Below are 23,416 nucleotides of genomic sequence, written 5' to 3'. Positions count from 1 at the left end.
GTAAGATTGCGCGCCGATGCCCAACTCTCCCCACACTAGCAAGCTAAATTCTGAGTCCAAACTTACGCTGGTATTTCTTGCTGCGCTGGTGGCATTAGGACCCCTGAGCGTCGATATGTATTTACCGGCCATGCCGGCAATGCAGAAGGCTTTCGATACCGACATCGTACATATGCATTTTACGCTCAGCGCGTACCTGTGGGGCTTTGCACTATTTCATCTTGCCTGCGGTCCGCTCGCAGACCGCTTTGGACGAAAGCCCCTCCTCATCGCGGGTACCGGCCTGTTTGTGCTCGCTTCAGCAGGTTGCGCGATGGCAGCTTCAGTACAGGAATTGACCGTTTATCGCTTCATACAGGGTATTGGCGCCTGTGTCGGCCCCACGCTGGCACGTACGATCACTCGGGACGTATTCGGTCCGCGGGGTGCCGCCCGCGCACTTTCGCTCATCGCCATGCTCATGGCTCTGGCGCCAGCGATCGCACCGGGCCTTGGTGGCCTGCTCCTTCGCTATGTGGAATGGCCGGTTGTATTCATTTTTTTGGGCGTCTACGGAACCGTTGTATTGGGCATCATTGTTTACCGCATCCCAGAAACACTGCCCGAGCCGCAAAGTCTTCGCCCCGGCAACATCGCCGCAAACTACATACTGCTACTGCGAGATCCGGTGTTTTTGCCCATCGCCGGAGCTAGCGCGCTGGTTTACGCGGGCCTCATGGCCTATCTCGCCTGCTCAGGATTTGTCTTCATCAATATGCTTGGCGTCCCCGTAGAGTACTTCGGACTAATATTTCTAAGCTCGGTATTTGGTTACATGGGTGGCAGCGCAGTGAGCGCCCGACTCGCCGCAAAGTTGGAGCCATCACAATTACTCCTGGGCGGCGGCCTGCTGGCGACATCGGCAGTGCTGCTAATGCTTGGCTTGCACCTGCTGGCACCGCAATCAGTTTTTGCACTGATACTGCCGATGAGCTTTTACTCAGCCGCACTGGGTTTGGTGCTTCCCCAGGCTATGGCAATGGCTATGGAGCACTTCCCAAAAATCGCCGCCACCAACTCATCTTTGTTCGGCTTTTTGCAGATGGGTCTCTCCGCAGTGATCACCGGAGCGGTGGGCAGCGTATTAGTGTCATCACCACTGCCGATGATTTTAACCATGACGATAACGCAGCTATTGGCGCTGTTGCTCATCGTTTATGGAAAAATACAGCATCGGAAGTATCAGCCTCTTTGAAACCCTCTTACGGAGTCCACAAATCCATGAAAATCGGCATTATCAGCGGCAGTCATCGCGAAGACTCGCAAAGCGAAAAAATTGCTCGCTACGCCGTCACACAACTCGAAAAGCACGGGCTGTGTGACGAAACCTATCTATTTGCTCTGGCAGACAACCCTCTGCCTTTCTGGGACGAGGGTTTATGGAACGGCGATCCCAAATGGGACGAAGCTATCGGTGAGTTGCGCGAAGAACTAAAAAGCTGCGATGGCTTTATCGTCGTGAGCCCCGAGTGGCATGGCATGGTGCCCGCAGGACTCAAGAACCTGTTTTTGATGTTTCCCGGAAGCGGCGAGTTAGCGCATAAACCGGCGTTGATTATCTCAGTATCCGGCGGCGCCGGGGGTGGCGCGTACCCCGTTGCAGAACTGCGTATGAGCAGCTACAAAAACAGCAGAATCTGCTACATGCCCGAACATTTGATCGTGCGTCATGCGGCGAAGGTGTTTAATGAAGACAGCGCAGAAAACGACGACGAGATGCACGACTACCTTCATGCACGCCTCTGCTATTGCCTCGAGATGCTCGCAGAATACACCCAGGCATTTCAGCAAATCAGAGCAAGCGGGAAGACTTCTCTGGAGACGTATACCAACGGGATGTAAGAACCGGCGGGGGCTGTCAGCTAGATGACGCAAGGGCCCATGGACGCCGACTCTTGAGCTAAGATGAAACACCCCCGCCGCGATCAAGCGGTGGGGGTAGCGTAGCTATCAGGAACCTGCTTGAGATACCTGCATTGCGCGTTCTTTTTCGATAAGAAAATCCGCTATTTTCAGCATGTTTGCCTGACCACCGGCCTTGCGTGTGCTGATGCGGTATTTACCGGCAACCATAAGTTCAGGTGTTCCGGTGATCTTCGCAGCACGAGCACGAGCGTTCGCCTGACGGGCCTGGCTACCCACGCCAAAAGAGTTAAAAGCCTTGGAGAAATCTTCACGATCGACGCCATGCGCTGCAAACAGGTCAGCGAGCTCGTCTTCGTCCGCTAAACGCTTACGGTCTACATTCAGGGCTTGAAAAAGAGGGATGTGCACTGTGTCTAAAACACCCAGCGCCTGAGCAGCATAAAAGGCTTTGGCGTGAATCTCCATGGGGGCATTCCACATAGCGGGCGACCCCTTAAGTACCACGTCGTCAGCTAAGCTCTTTTTCCACTGCGCAAGCTGTGGCTCAAAGTTGTAGCAGTGCCCGCAGCCATACCAAAAAAACTCTGTTACCTCGATCTTATCTGAGCTACCGCGAATCGCCGGGGAAATAAGGTCATAGTGCTCTCCCGCCACATAATTTTCATCTTGGGCTTGAGCCGTCAAAGCAGCAAACTGCATAGCCAGCGTCGCAAAGGCTGCGAAGCATATACGCTTGAACATGGTGTTCTCCAGATTTTCTAGATGATGATGAATCAGACAGGCATCCTAACGAAAAGTTCGTCCTTTTGGCACTACCAGGCGCTCTTTAACTGAGGGTTAATCAGTCCATTGCGGCATGTCACTATGCAGCGGTCGGGCCGGGAGCGGCCACTTCGGCGCCGCTAAGCCGCTCACCAGGGGAAAACGAATGCGCCGCGCCGGCCCCCAGTACGTGGACTCAAAACCGGGTGCAAAATCCCCGCTGCCTTCACTAGCAAAAGCTTCTGGCGGTGTACTCAGAGAAGTTTGCTTGAGGAGTTCTGCGGTACGCGCCAAAGACAGTCGTGCCGATAGTACGGTGCCGGATTCACGAACAACACGAAGTGCACGCAGCGCTGCCGCGGCCATCAAATAACCCGTAGCGTGATCTAGTGCCTGCACCGGGAGCGGGGTTGGAGTCTCTTTATCTCCACGAAGCATACCCTCGTGCGCAATACCGGTGCTCATCTGCACAAGACTGTCGTAACCCCGTCGTTGTGCCCAGGGTCCGTTATGTCCGTAAGCTGATAAGGACACATCGATAAGCTTGGGGTTCAGCTCCAGGCGCCGATTTGCGCCCAAGCCAAGGTCATCCAGTGCCCCCGGGCGATAGCCATGAATGAACAGGTCGGATTTTGCCAGCAAGGCCTCAAAGCGTGCTTTGTCGGGCGGTTCCCTGAGATCTAGAGTCGCCAGACGCTTACCCAGTGTGACCTCGGGTTCAACGTTAGCCTCGGCCCAGGCGGGAGGATCTATACGGAGCACCTCGGCGCCAAAACCAGCGAGCAGACGTGTACAGACGGGCCCTGCAAGTACCCGCGTGCAATCCAGGACGCGCAAACCCCGCAATGGCAAATCGCTAGAGCTCGACGCGACGATTGGCGCTCCCTGCTGGGTGGGCGTCCAGGCAATCAGGGGCTCGCTTGCGACGGCTTTGCCCTGAGGGTGAGCATCCCACTGCGCCATGCTGCGCAGTAACGCGGCGCAACCGCCATTCGCTACGATGGCCTGCTCAAGGTCCTCGGCAGCCCAATCGGCAACCCGTCGCGCCACAGCATCGCGCTGCGCGTCACAGTCGAGCACCTTAAGTGCCGACTCACGGTGGAGCGGGGCATTGGTATGTAATCTAATCCAGTGGTCTTTTGCGCGATAGAGTCCGGCAATAGCATCCCAGACAGGTGGCATTTGCCATTCTTGGGGTCGGATAGTCATGTCAAACCAAAGCGAGGCGAGACGGCGACTTAGCAATAGATCCTGCGCTGACGCTGCTGATGAAAGTGCAGCCAACTCGGCGCAAGCCGCTCCGATGCTCGAAACCGCAAGACCGGTGACATCAAAACAGGACTGCAAGCCAGCATTATCCTCGTCCCCTTGGAACGTAGCTGTGGGTGAGCTCACGGGATGGAGTGCTCCAGTGATTTCTGCCGCCAAATCTATTGGGATTGAAACACCGTCCATGCAAAGCTCCCTTTTCCCGAAACAGCAGTCCTCAGACCAATCCAGCCGAGCGCCCTGCAGAACGAAAAACGGCTCGCATTTGCGAGCCGTTCATCGGTGTATTGACGCGATGAAGGCTTCCCGTTACTGCAGACCCGACACGTAAGCCGATACAGCCTGGATTTCCATATCTGAAAGACCAAAGGCATTGCTGCGCATGATTTTGATATCACCATCAGTGACGCGCCCAGTAGGATCTTCGTAGCCTTTACGATAGGCCTTGAGCTGCGTGGCAACGTAATCAGCATGCTGTCCTCCCAGTGCAGGGAAGCCTGCAGGAGCGTTGCCCGCTCCGCGAGCGCCATGACAAGCAATGCAGGCCGCAACATTTCGGTCAGCGACGCCGGCACGATACACCTTCTCGCCCAGTGCTATGAGCGCTGGGTCAGCCTTTTCTACGCTGCGTGGCTTACTGCTGAAATAAGCAGCAATATCAGCAAGATCCTGGTCTGACATATTGTCGACCTGCCCAGCCATTTGAGCTACGGGACGAAGACCATCACGGATATATTGGGTCTGTTGAAGCAAGTACTTCTCACCCAACCCGGCGAGCTTGGGGAACATGGGAACCATGCTGTTACCGTCAGCACCATGGCAGGCACCACAAGCAACGGCCTTTTGCTCGCCGGCAGCTGGATCACCCTTAAGGATGTCCGCAGCCTGCACACTGACAGTGCTTGAGGCGGCGCCAAAAATGAACGCTCCGAGAATGAGCAGCTTTTTCATAACAACAGGATCCTTACTCTCAATTGCTGGCTGGTTATTCAGCCGACGTAGACATGTACTTGATCAGTTCCATGTACTCTTCGTCCGAACAGTCAAAACACATGCCCATGGGCGGCATAGCGTTCAGGCCATTCTTAACAGAGGCCATCAATGCATCCATACCTTTAGCCAAACGTGGCTCCCAGGCGGCGGTATCGCCGATCTTAGGTGCACCGGCAACACCGGCTGCATGACAAACTGCACAGCTCTTACCGTACTTTTCCATGTTCGGCTCTGCTTGCACAGCCATGGTAAATACAGCTACCGCAGCGGCTAATATAATTTTCTTCACGGTAAACACCTCCAAATGGTCAAAGTCGGCGCCCTGTGCCCAGAATTAAAACCTGTGCAATAGGCCACCCATATTTCGTGCCCCCCAAGTAGGAGGGCGCGCTATTATACTCAAGATGGATACCCCAACAAATCACCAAGATGAGCAAGTTTCGGACGACGCGATTAGCAAGCCCAGCTATCGTAAGGCTGAATTTCTAACCAGTGCGGCAAAAGTGAGCCAATGTCCCCCCGATAGTGGCTGGGAAGTAGCATTTGCCGGACGCTCAAACGCCGGCAAAAGCAGCGCTATAAACAGCCTGACGCAAAATCACAAGCTCGCTCGAACCTCGAAAACACCGGGCCGTACACAATTAATCAACTTTTTTACGGTGGGCGAGCAGCAACGGATTGTTGATCTGCCCGGCTACGGTTATGCCAAAGTACCGCAAAAACTCAAGCAGGACTGGACCCGCCAGATGGAAGCCTACCTTCAGGAAAGGCAAAGCCTGCGCGGTTTGATCCTGCTCTCGGATTGTCGGCACCCCCTGCAGCCCTTTGACCAGCAAATGCTCGGCTGGGCGGCAGAGGCAGAAATGCCGGTACATATGCTGCTCACCAAGTGCGACAAACTGTCCAAAGGGGCTGGCAAACAAACACTACTGCAAGTCCGAGGCAAAGTTGCTCATCTGGGCGATCTGGTGAGCTGCCAGCTATTCTCCGCTCTAAAGCATCAGGGACATGGCGAACTTATCTCAGTTCTCGACCACTGGCTCACAGATACCACAGTCTTTGACGACGACGAACCAGCAGAAGATTCCTCCTGGGCCTAGGGCCAAGCGAGCCAGCACGGTGCCAAGCGAGTAAGCGCGGGACTGTTTCGCGAAGCGTAGAAGCGCAAGCAGCGAGCGAAGCAGTCACGTGATTGCTCGCGATGTCGCCACGACTAGCCCGCTCATCAGCAGAAGATACCGCTCACTCCCCGAAAAGACTTGGGGGATCGGTGCGTGAGCAGTATCTCCCACTAATTCGCTGGCTCTGTACCAAGCGAGCGAGCGCGGGACTGTTTCGCGAAGCGTAGAAGCGTCAGCAGCGAGCGAAGCAGTCACGTGATTGCTCGCGATGTCACCACGACTAGCCCGCTCATCAGCAGAAGATACTGCTCACTCCCCGAAAAGACTTGGGGGATCGGTGCGTGAGCAGTATCTCCCACTAATTCGCTGGCTCTGTACCAAGCGAGCGAGCGCGGGACTGTTTCGCGAAGCGTAGAAGCGTTAGCAGCGAGCGAAGCAGTCACGTGATTGCTCGCGATGTCACCACGAGAACAGGTATTGTCGGAATTTCGGGCAAAAAAAGGCCCGGTTGCAAAACGAGGAGAAAAGCAACCGGGCAGTCAGGGTCTCTCAGGGGTATCGAACGGTGGGAACCATGCTAACCACCATTCTGTGACCATGCACTTCACTTCATTGTCACAATAAGTTTGAGGACCCGGGAGTACAAAAGTTCCGGTTGAGCCAAAAAAGTTTTAGTGCGCTTCGTCCCAGTTGGCGCCGTGCCCGGCTTCAACCAGTAGTGGAACGGCCAGATCTGCTGCTGCCGACATCAGGCGGCATAGCTCATCACAGACTGGATTCAGTTGAGATTCGACTACTTCGAGCACCAATTCGTCGTGAACCTGCATGATCATCTTTGCATCGACGCCATCGTCGGCGATCCACTTATCCACCGAAAGCATGGCTTTTTTGATGATATCGGCTGCGGTGCCCTGCATAGGGGCGTTGATAGCGGTTCGCTCAGCCGCTTGCTGACGCATTTTATTGCGCACATTGATTTCTGGCAGATAGAGACGCCGTCCAAACAAGGTCTCGACGTAACCCTGCTCATGAGCCAGGGCGCGCGTGCGGTCCATATACTGGCGGACGCCGGGATAGCGCTCAAAATACACGTCGATATAACGCTGCGCCTCGCCACGATCCAGATGCAACTGTTTCGCAAGACCAAAGGCCGACATTCCATAGATCAATCCGAAGTTGATTGCCTTGGCTTTGCGACGCTGGTCGCCGGACACAGCATCCAAAGGAACGCCAAAGACTTCTGCAGCCGTGGCGCTGTGCACATCGAGATTCTCTCGGAACGCGGCCAACAATCCTGGGTCTTCGGACAAGTGCGCCATGATGCGCAATTCAATCTGCGAGTAGTCGGCTGCGACGACCTGATAGCCCTCGGCAGCGATAAATGCCTGCCGGATTCTGCGACCTTCTTCGGTGCGAATCGGAATGTTCTGAAGGTTAGGGTCAGAAGAAGACAGTCGCCCCGTCGCGGTCACGGCTTGATGATAAGAGGTGTGAATACGACCAGTATGCGGGTTGATCATCCCTGGAAGCTTATCCGTGTAAGTGGACTTGAGCTTGGACAAACCGCGATGCTCGATGAGCAACTTTGGCAGGGGATAATCCAACGCCAGTTCCTGCAGCACTTCTTCTGCGGTCGAAGGCGCCCCTTTGGGCGTCTTTTTCAGAATGGGAAGCTCCAGCTTCTCAAACAGAATCTGGCCGAGCTGTTTGGGAGAACCGAGGTTGAAAACCTGGCCAGCCACGTTGTGAGCTTCCTCTTCCAAAGCCTGGAGTCGTTGACCGAGTTCGCGACTTTGCTCCCAGAGGCGCTCCTCGTCCAAGAGTGCGCCACAGCGCTCCATGCGAGACAGTACCGACACCAGCGGTAACTCAATGTCCGTAAAAACGCTCTGAAGACTGGGTATTTCCTGGAGCTTTGGCCACAAAGTCTGGTGCAGAGCCAGAGTCACCTCCGCATCTTCGGCTGCGTAAGCTGCCGCCTCTTCAATGCCTACTTTGTCGAAGGTGATCTGCTTGGCGCCCTTGCCCGCTACATCTTCAAAGTGCGTGGTGCTGCGACCTAAATACTTAAGCGCGAGACTGTCCATATCATGGCGAGTGCCTGTGGAATCGAGCACATAAGACTCAAGCATGGTGTCAAAGGCAATACCCTGCATCGCTATGTCGTAGCGCGCCAATACGCTGGCATCGTATTTAAGGTTTTGACCGAGCTTGGCCCGAGCAGGATCTTCGAGCAGTGGTTTAAGCGCGGCCAGCACCGCATCTCGATCAAGCTGCTCTGGCGCACCGGGATAACTGTGTGCGAGCGGCACATAAGCGGCCTCACCGCGTTCCACAGCAAACGATACGCCGACGATTTCAGCTTCCATGTAATTAAGGCTGGTAGTTTCCGTGTCAAAGGCAAAGAGCGGTGCTGCAGACAATCGGGCCAGCCACTCATCCAACGTATCCTGATCCAACACCGTAACGTAGTGTTGCTCTTGTGTATCAACGTCCACCGGTGCACTGTCAGTGAGGTTCGCACCCTCGAGCTCATCGATCCAACCCTTGAATTCCAGCTCCTTAAACAGCTTCAGGAGTGCTGCGTTATCTGGCGGAGCGTTTGCAAGATCAGCATAAACCAGGGGCAATTCGAGATCTGTCGCGATGGTAGCCAATGTGTAGGAGAGATAGGCGTTATCCCGTTCTTTTTCGAGTTTGGCGGCCATGGTTTTGGCCCCTCGAAAACTCAGGGTCTCTACCTGATCAAGAGACGCGTAGATTTGGTCCAAACTCCCAAGACCCTGCAGCAGACCTAAGGCGGTCTTCTCTCCGACGCCGGGAACACCGGGAATGTTATCGACCTTGTCGCCCATGAGTGCCAGAAGATCGATAATGAGTTCCGGCGGAATACCAAACTTATCGACGACGCCCTGAGGATCCAGGCGCGTATCGTTCATGGTATTGACCAGGGTGATGTGCTGGTTCACGAGCTGAGCCATATCTTTATCGCCCGTAGAGACAATCACCGGACAATTGTCTTCGCTCGCCTGGCGCGCCAGGGTACCGATAACATCATCAGCTTCTACGCCGGGCTCGCACAACAACGGCAGACCCATGCCCCGAACGATGTCATGGATAGGCTGCACCTGCTCTCGCAGATCATCGGGCATGGGTGGGCGATTCGCTTTGTATTCTTTGTAGATGTCATCGCGAAAGGTCTTTCCTTTGGCATCAAACACCACGGCGATAGTGCTATCGGGATAATCTTTCTGCAGACGGCGCAGCATATTGATGACGCCTTTTACAGCGCCAGTCGCCAGACCCTTAGAGTTCGTGAGCGGCGGAAGGGCGTGGTAGGCGCGATAGAGGTAGGACGAACCGTCAACCAGGATCAGGGGCGTCTTTTCACTCATATCAATGGTCCCAGATGTAGCGTGCCGCTCGGTAGGTTACCTTCATTTTGGCAAGATCCAAGGGCGCTTTAAAAAACCCATGATAGTGCCCGCGAGGATTAATCAGCACAACATTCGCACTGTGATCGACCTGGTAGTCCTCGCCTTGGCCAGCAACTTTACGAAAAGGCGTATTCAGCGCCGTTGCGAACCTGAACAAATCCAGAAACTCCCCGGTCACCCCGGTGAAGTCCTTATTAAAATAGGGCACATAACTGGCCAGCTGCTCTACGGTATCTCGGGCCGGATCCACGCTGATCATCACCACCTGTGTATCTTTTGCTTCTGTGCCTTCGAGCTGGCCTACAAACTGATCCAGAAAAGCCATTGTGGTGGGGCAAATGTCCGGACAGTAGGTAAAGCCAAAAAACACGAGCGTCCACTGATCCTCAAGCGAAGCAGGTGTGAAAGGCTCCCCGCGGTGATCAATGAGAGAAAAGTCACCAAAGTCCCGCGGTGGGTCCATCAGGTAAAGGCCATTAGCCTGCAGCTCACCATCGGACATTAATCGCGGCTGACCAATGCGATGAATAAACCCAGCCACCACAATGAGTATAAAGGTCAGTACAAAAGCGATGGTCAGGCGGATACCCCGACGCTGACGCTGTTCCTGACCGCTGGTGGTATCACTCATGCGGGGTAGGCCGGCAGGGGCAGAAGATAGTGGTCTAACAACATAATCAGAAACAACAGCATCAGATAGGTAATGGAATACTTAAACGCATAAATAGGCGCCTTGGGGTTTTTCTCGCGCCAGATCTCGATAGACCAGTAGAAAAAGCGCAAGCCCAGCACGACGGCCCCGGCCAGATACAGCCAACTGCTCAAGCGCGTCGCAAAGGGCATAAGCGTTATCAAAAACATGATGATCGTGTAGAGAATGATATGCAGCTGTGTGAAGCGCACACCGTGCGTGACCGGCAGCATGGGAATGTCCACTAAGGCATACTCTTCCCGGCGATGAATCGCCAATGCCCAAAAGTGCGGCGGGGTCCAGGCAAAAATTATGAGCACCAACAACAGGGCGTGCCCGTGGATTTCGCCGGTTACCGCAGTCCAACCCAGCAACGGTGGCGCAGCGCCGGCAAGGCCGCCAATTACAATATTCTGTGGCGTGGCGCGCTTTAAAAATAGCGTATAAATAAATGCATATCCCACCAACGATGCAAAAGTCAGCCAGGCAGTAAGCGCATTAATCCAGATGAGCAAAATAGCCATCCCTGCCACACCTAAAGCCAAAGCAAAGATGATTGCGTTGCGATTGCTCACCCGGCCCTTGGCAAGGGGTCGATTACGGGTGCGCGCCATCTTTTGATCAATTTGCTGGTCAACAACATGATTGACCGCGGCCGCGGCCGCCGCACAAAACGCAATTCCCAGATTACCCAGAACAAGCACGTCAAGCGGCACCCAACCCGGCACAGCCATACACATGCCAATCACAGACGTGAGGATCAGCAAGGCCACTACCCCGGGCTTGGTCAGCTCTTTGTAGTCCCGCCAACTGGCGCGGGTTTCGAGAGCCTCGTCTGACACGGTCGCTGAATCAACCATTAGAGTTCTTCATTAAGAATTTAAGGTCCGAGATCACGTCCTTGTAAGTCACGGTCTGGTCATAACGCATCATGACCCACCCGGAAGGATCCATGACATACCAGCTATCGGGATACTCGGCATACTCGGGAAACATCGTTGAGAAATCGGCCTGGGATGTCTGCCAAAGACTCATGCCGCGCTGCTCGTCCGCAACGTAGCTGGCAAAGCTATCGGGTAACGGCCGCTGATCACTCAATGCATCAACATCTAAGGTGACCGCATCCAACGGTACATCAGTAATCATTGCCCGCTGCGCTCGGCCCAGCTCTTTGCCAAGAGCCATATGGATTTGACGCACCTCGTACAGGCGTTTCTCACAGGCGGCATCGCAGCTGGCGCCGCGCTGAGGGATAACCAGTGTCCACATAGCAGTGCTGCCGGGAACAAAGGCCTCACCATCGGCATCCTGCCAACCCGCTTCGGTAGCCTGTCTGGGCGGCTGAACCAACTGACCGCGATTAGCGGTTCCCAAAGCGCCTACAAGGTCCAACTGACCGTTGGCTACGAAATACCACATCCAACTTGCCGCCAGAACAACGACCACCGGGATACCGGCTATCAGTAATAGCGTCAATCGGCCATTGCCGGGCTCTGGCGCCGTGCTTGGCGTGTTTTGATTTTCTACGCGGCTCACGCGCTCAATGCTCCTTTGTATCAATAGAGCCGGAAGAACTGCGTCCCCGGCGAAAACTCAAAATATTGCTGCTACGAAACACAAAAAACAGCAGTAAAGCGGCGGCCATGGTAAACCATTGCAGCGCATAGCCTTGGTGTTTTTCAGGCGATACATTCAGCACCGGCCAGTCGCGGCGAAAGCCCGTAGGACTCCCAGCAGCCAGACGCAGTTCCGTCGCAAACACTTGGCCGGCGAACTTTTCTTTCAGTAATTCATGCAGGGCATCCGAAGCCACGGTCTGCACCAGTAAGGGCCACTTAAGGTCAGCGAACTGGTCCTCGGCAAGCAGATAGGGCTTACCGGGAGGCACATAAGCAGTGGCGCTCAGGGCAAACTCCCCGGAGGGCACATCAACCTCAGGAAGACTGCGACGCGACGAGTCACCCTCTACCCAGCCCCGGTTCAGTAAAACGTATTGCTCACTGGGCTGATCGTAGAACACACCATACACATCGTGGCCATAGCGGCCATCACGCATCTGATTGTCGAGGAAAATCACCGCATCTTCTACATAGTGACCGCTCACTATCACTTTGCGAAAAGCCTGCTCTTCCCTGGCAACCGCCGTCAATTGATCGAGACTCACCGCAGCTGCCATCGCACGCTCACTTTCTCGATGCGCGATGTCGGCTTTTTCGTCCGCACGATCAAGCTGCCAAAACCCCAGTGCAATCAATCCGGGAAAGAGCAGCAGACTCATCAATGTAGTACGCCATTCCAGATCAAGCTTCAGCGCAGCCATTATCGAAGCGCCCGCGAAGCAAGATGCCGAGAGGCTCCGCTATACTGTGGGTTTGGCTTCAACAAGGTACCGACTGTGCTGAAATTCTTAATCGTCCTTTTCATGATAATGCTGGTGGGAAGCCTCGTTAGTGGTGCGTACTTCCTGATGGTTGATCAGGGCGACAAAACAAAACGCCGCACACTCAATTCACTGGGTGCACGGCTGGGATTGGCGATAGGTTTGATGAGCTTGATTATTTATGGCGTTGCGACCGGACAGCTGGGTCATCGCAACCCCTGGGACAGCGGCCCGCAGGGGACCGCTACTCAGGAACAGCAGTAATCTGCTTTAGAGGATATAAACAAACAGGAACAGGAACACCCAAACCACGTCGACAAAGTGCCAGTACCAGCTCGACGCTTCAAAGCCAAAATGATCGCCGGCTGTGAAGTGGCCACCTCGCAACGAACGCATCAACTGAATGGCCAACATGGTCATACCCATAAATACATGGAAACCGTGGAAGCCGGTCAACATAAAGAACGTTGATCCGTAGATTCCAGAATTCAGTGTCAGGCCAAAGTGAGCGTAGGCTTCGTAGTACTCAGCAATCTGCAGAATGACAAACAGAACGCCCAATGCCACGGTACCGCCCAGCCACAGGTTGAACTTCTTCTTGTTCCCATCAAGCAAACCCGTGTGCGCGATATGCACGGTCACAGATGAGGACAGTAGAATGATGGTGTTCCAAAGCGGCAACCAGGCATACCAGTGATGTGCTTCGGCAAATGACATGCTTTGCTTGGCACTGGCAAAAGAACCGTTGTTGGCAATCAGTTGGGTTGCGGCGCCGCCCACAGCTTCCTGAGGTGTCTGCATCATGGGCCAGCTAAACTGAAAGCCTTCCCACAGTAGGTAGTTCATACGACCGCCTTCACCCTCAGCGGCTAACCATGGCCCCGCGAGGTTGCGCACGTAGAACAGCACTCCGAAAAACGCAGCAAAGAACATTACTTCAGAAAAAATGAACCAGTACATGCCAAGCACGTAGGACTTCTTAAGCTGGCCGCTGGCCATCCCGGCGATGTTTTCGCGAATCGTTGTTCGAAACCAAACGAACAAGGTCGCCGCAAAAACAAACAAGCCTACGTACAAGATTGTGGGAGATGCTTCTCCCGCCTCGCCAAAGGTCAGCTGGTTGATGAAATTGGCAGCACCAAAAACGCTGAGAACAAGACCGATGGTAGCCATGACGGCAAGCGGGCTCTTCTCCGGTACGTAATACTTTTCGTAATCTGTGGAGGTCTGGCTTGTCATTGAATTTTCTCTCCAGTTAAACCGTCGGTCCCCCTGACCGACAGCCGTTAGCGTGCAGCGACGGCGCCTTGCGCCATGTCTGTCACGTCAAACAAGGTATAGGACAATGTGATTGTCTTAATGTCGCCAGGCAGCTCGCGGTCGATAATAAACTGCAAGGGCATCTCTGCCGAGCTTCGACCATCAAGCGGCTGCTGGTTAAAGCAAAAACACTCGGTCTTGTGAAAGTATTCAGCAGCCCGAGATGGCGAAACGCTCGGAATTGCCTGGGCAACCATCGCTTGCGGTAATGGGTTACGTGCGAGGAACACCGTGTCGTTAGACGCTCCGGGATTCACGCGCATCATGGTTGTAGACGGTCGAAACTCCCAGGGCATGCCATCATTGTTCGTCGCTACGAACTGGATGGTAATCTCCCGGCTTTCATCTACGCCCGCCTGTACCGCCGTGTACACCTCGCCCGAGGTCTTACCGTTGATGCCCAAAGCATCGCAGAGCACGTTGTACAGAGGCACCATCACCACAAACACAAAAGCAAACATCGCCACCGCTACCGTCACCAGCTTGATGACGGTATCGATGGACGGATTAGCGTTTAGGCGCAACATGTCTGCTCGTGGCTACTCGATGATCGATCAGGAATGCGCGTGCGCAGGATCGATGGTCGGTGGCACTTCAAAGGTGTGATAAGGCGCTGGTGTAGCCACCGTCCACTCAAGACCTTCTGCTCCGTCCCATACTTTCTCATCGCTAACTGGCTTGCCCGCTACGATGGTCGCAACCACGTTGTAGAGGAACAGGATCTGCGATCCGCCGTAAATGAACGCACCGATAGACGACATCATATTGAAGTCCGCAAACTGCAACGCGTAGTCAGGAATACGTCGGGGCATTCCCGCCAGGCCTACAAAGTGCTGCGGGAAGAACGTGATGTTGAAGCCGATGAACGAGATCCAGAAGTGGGTCTTACCCATGGTCTCGTTGTACATCTTTCCGCACCACTTCGGCAGCCAGTAGTACACGGCAGCAGACATGGAGAACACCGCACCGGCGACCATCACGTAGTGAAAGTGCGCTACGACGAAGTAGCTGTCGTGGTACTGGAAGTCCGCAGGTGCGATAGACAACATCAGGCCGGTGAAACCACCGATGGTGAACAGCACCAAAAAGCCGATGCTAAACAGCATAGGTGTCTCGAAAGACAGCGCGCCGCGCCACATCGTGCTCACCCAGTTAAAGACCTTCACACCAGTCGGTACAGCAATCAACATGGTCGCGTACATAAAGAACAGCTCACCAGCGACAGGCATACCCACGGTGTACATGTGGTGCGCCCAAACGATGAATGACAGGAAGGCAATCGCCGCCGTTGCATACACCATTGAGTCGTAGCCAAACAGCGGCTTACGGCTGAAGGCCGGAATGATCTGAGAAACCACACCAAATGCTGGGAGGATGATGATGTATACCTCGGGGTGTCCGAAGAACCAGAAGATGTGCTGGAACAATACGGGGTCACCGCCGCCGGCTGCCGAGAAGAAGCTGGTGCCAAAGTGAATATCCATCAGCATCATCGTCACCGCCCCGGCAAGTACGGGCATCACCGCAACCAGCAAGAAGGCAGTAATCAACCAGGTCCATACGAACAGCGGCATTTTCATGTAACTCATGCCGGGTGCGCGCATGTTCATCACAGTCGCGATAATGTTGATCGAGCCCATAATTGAAGACAGACCAAGAATGTGGATCGCGAAGATAAAGAAGGTGACTGAAGGCGCAGCGTAAGTTGTGGACAGCGGCGCATAGAAAGTCCAACCAAAGGCTGGTGCACCACCTTCCATGAACAGCGTAGATGCAAGCATCAGGAACGCTGGTGGAAGAATCCAGAAGCTCCAGTTGTTCATACGCGGGAGAGCCATATCAGGCGCGCCGATCATCATGGGGATCAACCAGTTCGCCAGCCCCACAAAAGAGGGCATGATCGCCCCGAACACCATCACGAGTCCGTGCAGGGTGGTCATCTGGTTAAAGAATGCCGGCTCGACAAGCTGCATACCCGGTTGGAAGAGTTCCGCGCGAATAATCATCGCGAAAGCGCCACCCAAGATAAACATTGCGAAGGAGAACCACAGGTACATCGTGCCGATGTCCTTGTGGTTGGTCGTAAACAGCCAGCGGCTGATGCCTTTAGCGGGTCCGTGTGCCATGGTTAATACTCCCCTCAACCCTTCTTGTAATTGAATACATCAATGGGCTGAACCATATCGCCCATATTGTTTCCGAATGCGTTGCGCTGGTAGGTGATCACAGCCGCCATTTCGACGTCATTGATCTGACCACCAAAGGCCTGCATCGCAGACCCCGGCACACCATTTATACCGATGTTCAGGTGCTGACCGAGCTCGCCAGTAGCAACCGCCGACCCAGCGATGGCATTACCGACACCGCCCTCACCGTTCGCGCCGTGACAGGCCAGACAAGCTCGTGCATAAACGGCTTTGCCGCGCTCCATGAGCTCATCCATGGTGAAGGTTTGCGCCATCAACTCACGCACCTGCGCGGCTTCTTTCTGCTTGTCACCTTGCCACTGTGCAAACTCTTCCTGGCTAACAACCTTAACCACGATGGGCATGAAGCCATGATCCTTACCGCAAAGCTCAGCGCACTGGCCGCGATAAATGCCTTCTTCTGTTGCCAGGGTCCAGGTCTCGTTAATAAAGCCGGGAACAGCGTCTTTCTTGACCGCCAGCTCTGGAACCCACCACGCGTGGATCACGTCGTTAGCAGTAACCAGAAAACGAACCTTGGTATTCACGGGAATCACCAGGGGCTCATCTACCTCAAGAAGGTAGTTCTCGTTTTTGTCAGCCGAGTTATAGATTTCTGACTGCGGTGTTTGAAGGTTGCTAAAGAAGGTGACGTTTTCGCCGTCTTCTGTCAGGTACTCGTACTTCCACTTCCATTGATACCCGGTAACCAGGATATCCATCTCGGCGTCTTCAAAATCATAAATTTCCAGCAGCGTTGACGTCGCGGGAACCGCCATGCCTATAAGAATCAAGAACGGCACTACGGTCCAGGCAATCTCTACCTTAGTGCTCTCATGAAACTGTGCAGGCACCACACCGCGTGATTTGCGGTGATAGATGATGGAGTAGAACATCACGGCGAAGACAGCGACACCGATCACCACACAGATCCATAAGATGATCATGTGTAGATCGAAGATCGACTGACCTACCGCGGTCACGCCAGGGCTCATATTAACTGAGCTTGTATTGTTGCCAGCGGCCTGAACAGGCCCTGCGGACAATGCCAGTGCCGAACTAACCGCGGCTGCGCCTTGTATAAACGCTCGGTTGATTGCTCCCTGCATTACCGGGTCTCCATCAATCTACTGTGTCGTCGCGTCTTGGGAACACATACTCCCAAGACTCCAAATCTAATTGTTTCGGCGAATTTGGGTGAATTCAACCGGCACACCAACCCCCAGGGAGGCACGTACAATACGCGCGCCTAGGTACGTTTTTTGCGCGACTAGCCGCACAAAAAGGTCTTCGGTGTGTATTTTTTCGCCAGTTGTAAACCATGTTTCCCCCGGGTTTACATGACTGACGGCGACAGGCTGGTTAGAGTTGTAGTAATTGTGGCTCATGGCCACTTCCCCCTGAAGCGCGGCGATTATAGCGAAAGCTTCTCCATAAACCTACTAACGCGCTGATTTACAAGTGATTTAGCAAACCCCCAAAGGAAGCCGTCTTGCACAGGGATAAACCCCAACATATAGCGATGCCAAAGGAGCTGGACGCCAAGATATGGGCTATTGCCTGGCCGGCAATCATCGCAAATATCTCTATCCCTCTCTTGGGTTTGGTGGATGCGGCGCTCCTTGGGCACCTCGATAGCCCCACACACCTGGCCGCAGTCGCCGTCGGCGGCGCCGTATTGTCGTTTCTATATTGGGGTTTTAGTTTCCTTCGCATGGGTACCACCGGCGAGGTAGCCCGGGCAAATGGGGCTGGAGATGTAACCCGGGCGCTTCTGGCACTCGCGCGTTCTGCGCTTATCGCATTGTCGCTGGCGGCACTGCTGCTTTTGTTTCAGGGGCCTTTGCTCGCGCTGGGCTTTGCCATCATGGGGACCCGGGCAGAGATCCAGATTCCCGCCGACAACTACGCCAGCCTGCGCCTACTCAGCGCCCCCGCGGTCTTGCTGACTTACACCGCGGTGGGTTGGTTTATCGGCCATCAGGACACCCGCTGGCCCATGCGCATTCTCATCATCACCAACCTGATCAATATTGTGTTGGATGCGCTGTTTATTCTGGGCTTGGGACTTGCTAGCACCGGCGCAGCCATCGCCACGGTCATCGCCGAATATGTCGGTCTGGTCATCGCTATCATCGGGCTGAGAAAGCAATGGATATCGTTGTTCAGCTCTGCGCTGTGGGCGCAGCTGCGCGAGCTAAAGCCCTATCTGCATCTGCTGCACAACAATCTAAACCTGTTTTTTCGCACCCTAACTTTGTTGTTCGCCTTTGCATTTTTTACCGCAGCGGGCGAAAGCCTTGGCCCTGAAGTGGTCGCTGCCAATGCCGTGATGATGCAATTTTTGTTGTTCGCGGCATTTGCCATGGACGGCTTTGCCTACGCAGCCGAGGGTCTGGCCGGAGAAGCACTGGGAAGTGGCAACACAAAGCGCTTCTTTGCGGTGAGTCGGCGTTGCGCGCTCTGGACCGGTGTGTCGGCCTTCGTGATCAGCGCAATAATTCTATTGGGTAAACCCTGGCTCTTTCCCTTATTGACCGGCTTACCGGAGGTGCTGCGCATTATGAGCGCCCAGAGTCTTTGGCTGGTCGCGTTGCCGCTTATAGCTGCACCAAGCTATCTGCTGGATGGTTTATTCATTGGCGCCGGAGCTACACGAGCAATGATGCTGAGCATGCTCTTTAGCGCACTGGTGGTTTATCTGCCCTGTTACTACGCGAGCACCGCGCTTGGAAATCAGGGCCTTTGGCTATCCTTCGCCTTGTTTAACGCCAGTCGCGGGATCACCCTGGCTGTGAGCTTTGTATATTTTACTCGTCAGCGTCGCTGGCAGCATTGGAGCCAGGATCAAGCAACCTAACCACTTGGGCCGGGGTTTCGACGCGACGCGCGGATGCTCGGCTCACCCGGGTTTTCACTTCTTGCACAGCAGGTGCCTCCGGCCTTCCTTCGCTGAAGCCGCAGGCGACACACTCGCGCTGGTCACTGTCCAGATCGACAACGATTTTGTCCATTTCGCTACAGCGGGGACATACTGCTCCGGCTATAAAGCGTCTGCGACTCTGAAATCCGCTCATTGGTCGTTCCTCAAGATTTACTTCCTCTTTTTTCTGCAGGGCTTCGGCCAAACAATCTGTGCGCGCAACAAAATCAGACCCGGTGGTCTGCTTCAGCGTTTGGGGCCACAATAATGTACTTGCTCATTATTACTAAGGACAAACAACACCGTGCATAAGCATTACACCAAAGTGAGTCTGCGAAGCTTTAGAGGACATACGCCCCAACTGGGCAATCGGGTTCTAATTGACCCCAGCGCAGTGGTATCCGGAGACGTAGTGCTGGGCGACGATGTTTCCGTATGGCCGGCAACGGTCATCCGCGGCGATATGCATACTATTCGCATCGGCGCGCGCACCAGCGTTCAGGATGGCAGTGTCCTGCACATTACTCATGCCAGCGACTTCAACCCTGCAGGCTGGCCTCTAAGCATTGGTGAGGAGGTCACTATCGGGCATAACGCCACTTTACATGGCTGTACGCTAGGCAACCGTATTCTTGTGGGCATGGGCTCGGTGGTCATGGACGGAGCCGTGGTTGAGGACAATGTTGTTATTGCCGCAGGGGCCTTGGTCACACCCAAAAAACGTCTGGAAAGCGGCTACCTGTATGCCGGCGCTCCGGCAAAACAGGTTCGCAAGCTCACCGAAAAAGAAATGGCTTTCTTTAGCTACAGTGCGGGTAATTATGTGCGCTTAAAGGATGAGCACATCGAAGAGCTCGACAAAGCGGCCGATTAGAATCAGGCCGCTGCAGCCAGTACGCCCCTAAGCTGCTGAACTACCGGTTGAGTTTCGGGACGCTGACGGTGCCAAACATAAAAAGCTTCTGCCGCCTGCTCGACCAGCATGCCCAAGCCGTCACTCACCGCCCAGGCAGCATTGTGGGCTGCCCAACGCATGAACAAAGTAGGCTCCGCCGCGTACAACAGGTCATAGCAACAGCAGCGCTCGCTCAATATACCGGCAGGAAGTGTCGGGCCCTCACCCTGGAGGCCGGCGCTGCTTGCGTTAATGACTAAATCGAACTGCCTGTCCGTGAGAGTTTCGTATCCGCCAGCCGTGACCTTGCCCAGCACGCCAAACTCTCTCGCTAATGTTTCCGCGCGCTCTACAGTTCGATTAACAATATGCACCGAGTCCGGAAGTTCACGCATCATAGGCTCAAGCACGCCGCGCACGGCACCACCGGCGCCGACGATCAACACCCGCATTCCCTGAACTCGCCACCCTAAATTCGCAACCATATCCCGTACCAGACCAACACCATCGGTTGTGTCGCCGTGCAACACGCCATCGGCGTCACGCCATAAGGTATTCACAGCTGTGGCTCGCGCAGCGCGGGGCGTGAGCTCTGCAGCCAATGCAGCTGCCTGTTCCTTGAAAGGCACTGTAATATTCAGGCCACTGCCACCAGCATCAAAGAATGCAGTAACCGCACGCTCAAAATCACCTAACTCAACTCGCAAAGCCCGGTATTCCAAGGGCACATTGCACTGCTTCGCGAAGGCAGCGTGTATCAAGGGCGAACGGCTGTGTTTGATGGGATTGCCAAACACCGCAAATCGAAGCTTGTCGGTCATGGCGCAGCTCCAGTGTCGTTCAGTTGCAGCCAGTCACGACCGGTTAGAAAATAATCGGTAAGGCGCGCCTCTTCCGTACCGGCGTCGGGCTTATAGGCGTATTCCCAGCGCACAAGCGGTGGGAGCGACATCAATATTGCCTCGGTGCGGCCATTGGATTGAAGGCCAAACAGCGTGCCACGATCAAAAACGAGATTGAACTCTACGTAGCGTCCCCGGCGATAGAGCTGGAACTGACGCTCGCGGTCGCCATAAGGCGTGTCCTTGCGGCACTGGAGAATAGGTCGGTAGGCTTCCAGATAGGAATCACCGATGGCTCGCATAAAGGCAAAGCAGGTCTCAAAGTCCCAGCTGTTCAGGTCGTCATAAAAAAGACCGCCGACGCCCCGAGGCTCGTCCCGGTGCTTGAGGTAGAAATATTCGTCACACCACTTTTTATAGCGGGGATACACATCGTCGCCAAACGGTGCACAGGCATCTGCTGCCGTGCGATGCCAATGTATGCAGTCTTCATCAAAGCCGTAGTAGGGCGTTAAGTCGTAACCGCCACCAAACCACCAAACGGGTTCCTCACCGGGCTTTTCGGCAATGAACAACCGAACGTTGGCATGCGAGGTCGGTGCATAGGGATTATTCGGATGGATGACCAGCGATACCCCAAGTGCCTGGTAACTTCGACCGGCGAGCTCGGGTCGTACCGCCGTTGCCGATCCGGGGAGCGAGTCACCCATCACATGCGAAAAGTTAACGCCGGCCTTTTCGAGTACTGCGCCATCGACCAAAACTCGGCTGCGTCCACCGCCACCCTCGGGGCGATCCCACTCCTCAATACTGAATTCTGCCTCGCCGTCTACCTGGGCCAGACCTTCGCAAATGCTGTCCTGAAGACCCAAAAGATATTCTTTGACCTGGTCGATCATTTCGCTCATGGCGCAGATCCTTTAATTAGAATTAATGTCGGATGAGTCGCTAAATCCCTAGGCACGAAACACCTCGTCAGTGAACAGGTCACGAATTGTTGACGGCCGCCCCGCAGCGCCCACATTCCCTGGAAGCAAGCCATCGAGCCGAGTGCCAAAGTACTTACGCACCTCAAGAAGCGTTTTGGGTGCCGCACGGCCCGCCACATTTGCAGAACTGGACACCAACGGCCCGCCGTACACGCGACACAGTTGTCGAACCCCCGGGTGGCCACTCACCCGCACAGCGACACTCTCAAACTGTCCATGCACTAAAGCAGGCACCCGACCATGGTGGGGCACCAACCAGGTATTCGGCCCCGGCCAGGACACGCTCACCTTTCGCCGGAGCGTTAGCGGGAGGTCTTTGAGCAAAAACTCCAGCTGAGATTCATCACCGGCGACAAGTATCAGCCCCTTGTGCGCCGGGCGCTCCTTCAGATCCAAAAGCCGCTGCACCGCGCTTTCACTGAAAGGATCGCAACTCAAGCCCCACACCGCTTCCGTAGGACAGGCAATCACACCACCGCCGGCCAGGACATTGGCACATAAACGCGTGCGAAAATTAGCGGGTGAAAACATGCAGCTCAAAGGAAGGTCCGGGACAAGGGGCGCCGATTCTAGCAACTGGTTCGAGACTGGCAAGGCTTGCGGTTATCGCGACAATAGCGTCCATCGCTAAGAGTCAGCCAGCCCTGGACTTCCAGCTCACTTAACAAGGCCAGCAACTGCGGTATCAACATGCCGGTGCTTTGAACGAGCGCTTGCAATGAAAGGCCATCATCGCCAAGCAGTTGCAGGATTTCTCCGGCGCTTCCCGAGGGCATTTGCTCAGGAGCATTCCTTTGCCCGGCAACACCAGGAAACCAGCTAGCAAGGTCCGCCAGCGCGGTAATGGGCGTCGCACCATCGCGTAGTAAGCGCAGACAACCGGCGCCCTGTGCATGAAAAATAGACCAGGGCAGTGCGTAGACATCCCGGCCCTGCTCCAGTGCAGCCGCCGCCGTATGTAAAGACCCACTGGGCAATGCTGCCTCAACAATAATTGTAGCCTGTGCGAGACCACTGATAATTCGGTTGCGACGAGGAAACTGGTGTTTGGCAGGGGGAGTCCCTGCGGGCAGCTCACTAACAAGACAACCGGTTTGCGTAATTTGCTCTGCCAAGGGACGGTGCCGTACAGGCGACGCGCGATCTATGCCCGAGGCAAGCACCGCCGATGTACAACCCGCCTTTAGTGCCCCTCTGTGCGCCGCACCGTCAATACCCAAAGCAAGGCCCGAACACACCGTATAACCAGCCGCGGCGAGACGCTCAGCGATGAGCTCAGCTCCACGCAAGCCGGCATGGCTGGCTCGACGACTGCCAACGACAGCTACCGTGGGGCGCAAAAGACAGGCTGGGTCGCCTCGACAGAACAACCACGGCGGTGGGTCGGGGGCTGCTCGAAGAGACGGGGGATAGTGCAAATCGCCAAAGGGGATAAAGATATCCGACGGAGCTTTTACAGCATTGACTGACGGTGCTTTGGAATTACGGCGCGGCCAGTGTTTTCGGGCAAGTCCCAGCGCACGCTGCGTTGCAGGTGGTGCTGCTGCCAGCTGCTCCGCCGCGTGTATATCCTGCCAGTTTGCCGTAAGGAGCGCCTGCGGCGTGCCATATTCGCGCAGCAATGCCCCAAGACCCTGTGTCTGGGGCCCAAACCAACTAAGGAGTGCAAGGTAATGTTCCCGCGTCATGTCATCCATGACGCA

General features: G+C 54.9%; 24 protein-coding genes. 6 read left to right on the top strand and 18 right to left on the bottom strand.

Annotation, left to right across the window (positions count from 1 at the left end):
- The first annotated feature begins 16 nt into the window (after positions 1–16).
- Both R0135_RS12070 and R0135_RS12065 read left to right on the top strand, forming a co-directional pair.
- Complete coding sequence (locus tag R0135_RS12070) at positions 17–1,234, top strand: multidrug effflux MFS transporter (protein ID WP_407347109.1); 1,218 nt, start codon at positions 17–19, stop codon at positions 1,232–1,234.
- Between the two features lie 26 nt (positions 1,235–1,260).
- The gene (locus R0135_RS12065) at positions 1,261–1,881 is read left to right on the top strand and encodes an NADPH-dependent FMN reductase (protein WP_407347108.1); all 621 of its coding nucleotides are present in this window, start codon (positions 1,261–1,263) and stop codon (positions 1,879–1,881) included.
- A gap of 108 nt (positions 1,882–1,989) precedes the next feature.
- Here the strand turns inward: R0135_RS12065 and R0135_RS12060 are convergent, their stop codons facing one another.
- The 4 genes from R0135_RS12060 to R0135_RS12045 form a co-directional block, all read right to left on the bottom strand.
- The gene (locus R0135_RS12060) at positions 1,990–2,646 is read right to left on the bottom strand and encodes a thiol:disulfide interchange protein DsbA/DsbL (protein ID WP_407347107.1); all 657 of its coding nucleotides are present in this window, start codon (positions 2,644–2,646) and stop codon (positions 1,990–1,992) included.
- A gap of 96 nt (positions 2,647–2,742) precedes the next feature.
- The gene (locus R0135_RS12055; protein ID WP_407347106.1) at positions 2,743–4,122 is read right to left on the bottom strand and encodes a CoA transferase; all 1,380 of its coding nucleotides are present in this window, start codon (positions 4,120–4,122) and stop codon (positions 2,743–2,745) included.
- A 123-nt stretch (positions 4,123–4,245) separates the two neighbouring features.
- Entirely contained in the window at positions 4,246–4,887 is a 642-nt protein-coding gene (locus R0135_RS12050; protein WP_407347105.1) for a c-type cytochrome, read from the bottom strand.
- A gap of 34 nt (positions 4,888–4,921) precedes the next feature.
- Positions 4,922–5,218 carry a c-type cytochrome gene (locus tag R0135_RS12045; protein WP_407347104.1) on the bottom strand — a complete coding sequence of 99 codons (297 nt, stop codon included), beginning with the start codon at positions 5,216–5,218 and terminating at the stop codon, positions 4,922–4,924.
- 115 nt (positions 5,219–5,333) lie between these two features.
- Between R0135_RS12045 and yihA the strand changes: the two genes are divergently transcribed.
- Positions 5,334–6,029: a ribosome biogenesis GTP-binding protein YihA/YsxC gene (gene yihA, locus R0135_RS12040; RefSeq protein ID WP_407347103.1), complete on the top strand. Its 696-nt coding sequence runs from the start codon at positions 5,334–5,336 to the stop codon at positions 6,027–6,029.
- A gap of 692 nt (positions 6,030–6,721) precedes the next feature.
- Here the strand turns inward: yihA and polA are convergent.
- From polA to R0135_RS12015, 5 genes are read right to left on the bottom strand one after another with little or no spacing between them, the layout of a single operon-like run.
- On the bottom strand, positions 6,722–9,445 hold the full coding sequence (polA, locus tag R0135_RS12035) for a DNA polymerase I (protein ID WP_407347102.1): 2,724 nt from the start codon (positions 9,443–9,445) through the stop codon (positions 6,722–6,724).
- A gap of 1 nt (position 9,446) precedes the next feature.
- Positions 9,447–10,118 carry an SCO family protein gene (locus R0135_RS12030; protein WP_407347101.1) on the bottom strand — a complete coding sequence of 224 codons (672 nt, stop codon included), beginning with the start codon at positions 10,116–10,118 and terminating at the stop codon, positions 9,447–9,449.
- Entirely contained in the window at positions 10,115–11,038 is a 924-nt protein-coding gene (gene cyoE, locus R0135_RS12025) for a heme o synthase (RefSeq protein ID WP_407347100.1), read from the bottom strand. The genes R0135_RS12030 and cyoE overlap by 4 nt, the downstream gene beginning before the upstream one ends.
- Positions 11,031–11,714, bottom strand: coding sequence for a hypothetical protein (locus R0135_RS12020; protein WP_407347099.1), 684 nt, complete (start codon positions 11,712–11,714; stop codon positions 11,031–11,033). The genes cyoE and R0135_RS12020 overlap by 8 nt, the downstream gene beginning before the upstream one ends.
- 4 nt (positions 11,715–11,718) lie before the next feature.
- A complete protein-coding gene (locus R0135_RS12015; protein ID WP_407347098.1) occupies positions 11,719–12,498 on the bottom strand; it encodes an SURF1 family protein in 780 nt (259 codons plus the stop codon).
- 75 nt (positions 12,499–12,573) lie between these two features.
- Here R0135_RS12015 and R0135_RS12010 point away from each other — a divergent pair, with 75 nt between their 5' ends.
- Positions 12,574–12,822, top strand: coding sequence for a DUF2909 domain-containing protein (locus R0135_RS12010; protein WP_407347096.1), 249 nt, complete (start codon positions 12,574–12,576; stop codon positions 12,820–12,822).
- A gap of 6 nt (positions 12,823–12,828) precedes the next feature.
- Here R0135_RS12010 and R0135_RS12005 read toward each other — a convergent pair whose 3' ends face one another.
- From R0135_RS12005 to coxB, 4 genes are read right to left on the bottom strand one after another with little or no spacing between them, the layout of a single operon-like run.
- Entirely contained in the window at positions 12,829–13,797 is a 969-nt protein-coding gene (locus tag R0135_RS12005; protein WP_407347095.1) for a cytochrome c oxidase subunit 3, read from the bottom strand.
- A gap of 47 nt (positions 13,798–13,844) precedes the next feature.
- Entirely contained in the window at positions 13,845–14,405 is a 561-nt protein-coding gene (locus tag R0135_RS12000; protein WP_407347094.1) for a cytochrome c oxidase assembly protein, read from the bottom strand.
- A gap of 27 nt (positions 14,406–14,432) precedes the next feature.
- Entirely contained in the window at positions 14,433–16,004 is a 1,572-nt protein-coding gene (gene ctaD, locus R0135_RS11995) for a cytochrome c oxidase subunit I (protein WP_271561954.1), read from the bottom strand.
- 14 nt (positions 16,005–16,018) lie between these two features.
- Positions 16,019–17,173: a cytochrome c oxidase subunit II gene (gene coxB, locus R0135_RS11990; protein ID WP_407347093.1), complete on the bottom strand. Its 1,155-nt coding sequence runs from the start codon at positions 17,171–17,173 to the stop codon at positions 16,019–16,021.
- A gap of 383 nt (positions 17,174–17,556) precedes the next feature.
- Here coxB and R0135_RS11985 point away from each other — a divergent pair, with 383 nt between their 5' ends.
- Positions 17,557–18,924: an MATE family efflux transporter gene (locus R0135_RS11985; protein ID WP_407347092.1), complete on the top strand. Its 1,368-nt coding sequence runs from the start codon at positions 17,557–17,559 to the stop codon at positions 18,922–18,924.
- On the opposite strand, the gene R0135_RS11980 is transcribed toward R0135_RS11985, so the two are convergent.
- Entirely contained in the window at positions 18,875–19,078 is a 204-nt protein-coding gene (locus R0135_RS11980; RefSeq protein WP_407349917.1) for a YheV family putative metal-binding protein, read from the bottom strand. The genes R0135_RS11985 and R0135_RS11980 overlap by 50 nt on opposite strands.
- A gap of 213 nt (positions 19,079–19,291) precedes the next feature.
- Here R0135_RS11980 and R0135_RS11975 point away from each other — a divergent pair, with 213 nt between their 5' ends.
- Positions 19,292–19,861, top strand: coding sequence for a gamma carbonic anhydrase family protein (locus R0135_RS11975; protein ID WP_407347091.1), 570 nt, complete (start codon positions 19,292–19,294; stop codon positions 19,859–19,861).
- Positions 19,862–19,863: 2 nt separating this feature from the next.
- On the opposite strand, the gene aroE is transcribed toward R0135_RS11975, so the two are convergent.
- The 4 genes from aroE to dprA are packed head-to-tail and all read right to left on the bottom strand — an operon-like array spanning position 19,864 to position 23,410.
- Entirely contained in the window at positions 19,864–20,703 is an 840-nt protein-coding gene (gene aroE, locus R0135_RS11970) for a shikimate dehydrogenase (protein ID WP_407347090.1), read from the bottom strand.
- On the bottom strand, positions 20,700–21,632 hold the full coding sequence (gene hemF, locus R0135_RS11965; protein WP_407347089.1) for an oxygen-dependent coproporphyrinogen oxidase: 933 nt from the start codon (positions 21,630–21,632) through the stop codon (positions 20,700–20,702). Before hemF ends, aroE begins: the two co-directional genes overlap by 4 nt.
- Positions 21,633–21,680: 48 nt before the next feature.
- Positions 21,681–22,244, bottom strand: coding sequence for an L-threonylcarbamoyladenylate synthase (locus R0135_RS11960; protein WP_407347088.1), 564 nt, complete (start codon positions 22,242–22,244; stop codon positions 21,681–21,683).
- Positions 22,245–22,282: 38 nt separating this feature from the next.
- A complete protein-coding gene (gene dprA / locus R0135_RS11955) occupies positions 22,283–23,410 on the bottom strand; it encodes a DNA-processing protein DprA (RefSeq protein ID WP_407347087.1) in 1,128 nt (375 codons plus the stop codon).
- Positions 23,411–23,416: the final 6 nt, after the last annotated feature.

Source organism: Congregibacter variabilis, assembly GCF_045689235.1.
Lineage (GTDB): Bacteria > Pseudomonadota > Gammaproteobacteria > Pseudomonadales > Halieaceae > Congregibacter > Congregibacter variabilis.
The sequence above is the reverse complement of the archived record's forward strand: the minus strand, read 5'-3'. Positions and strand labels throughout refer to the sequence as shown.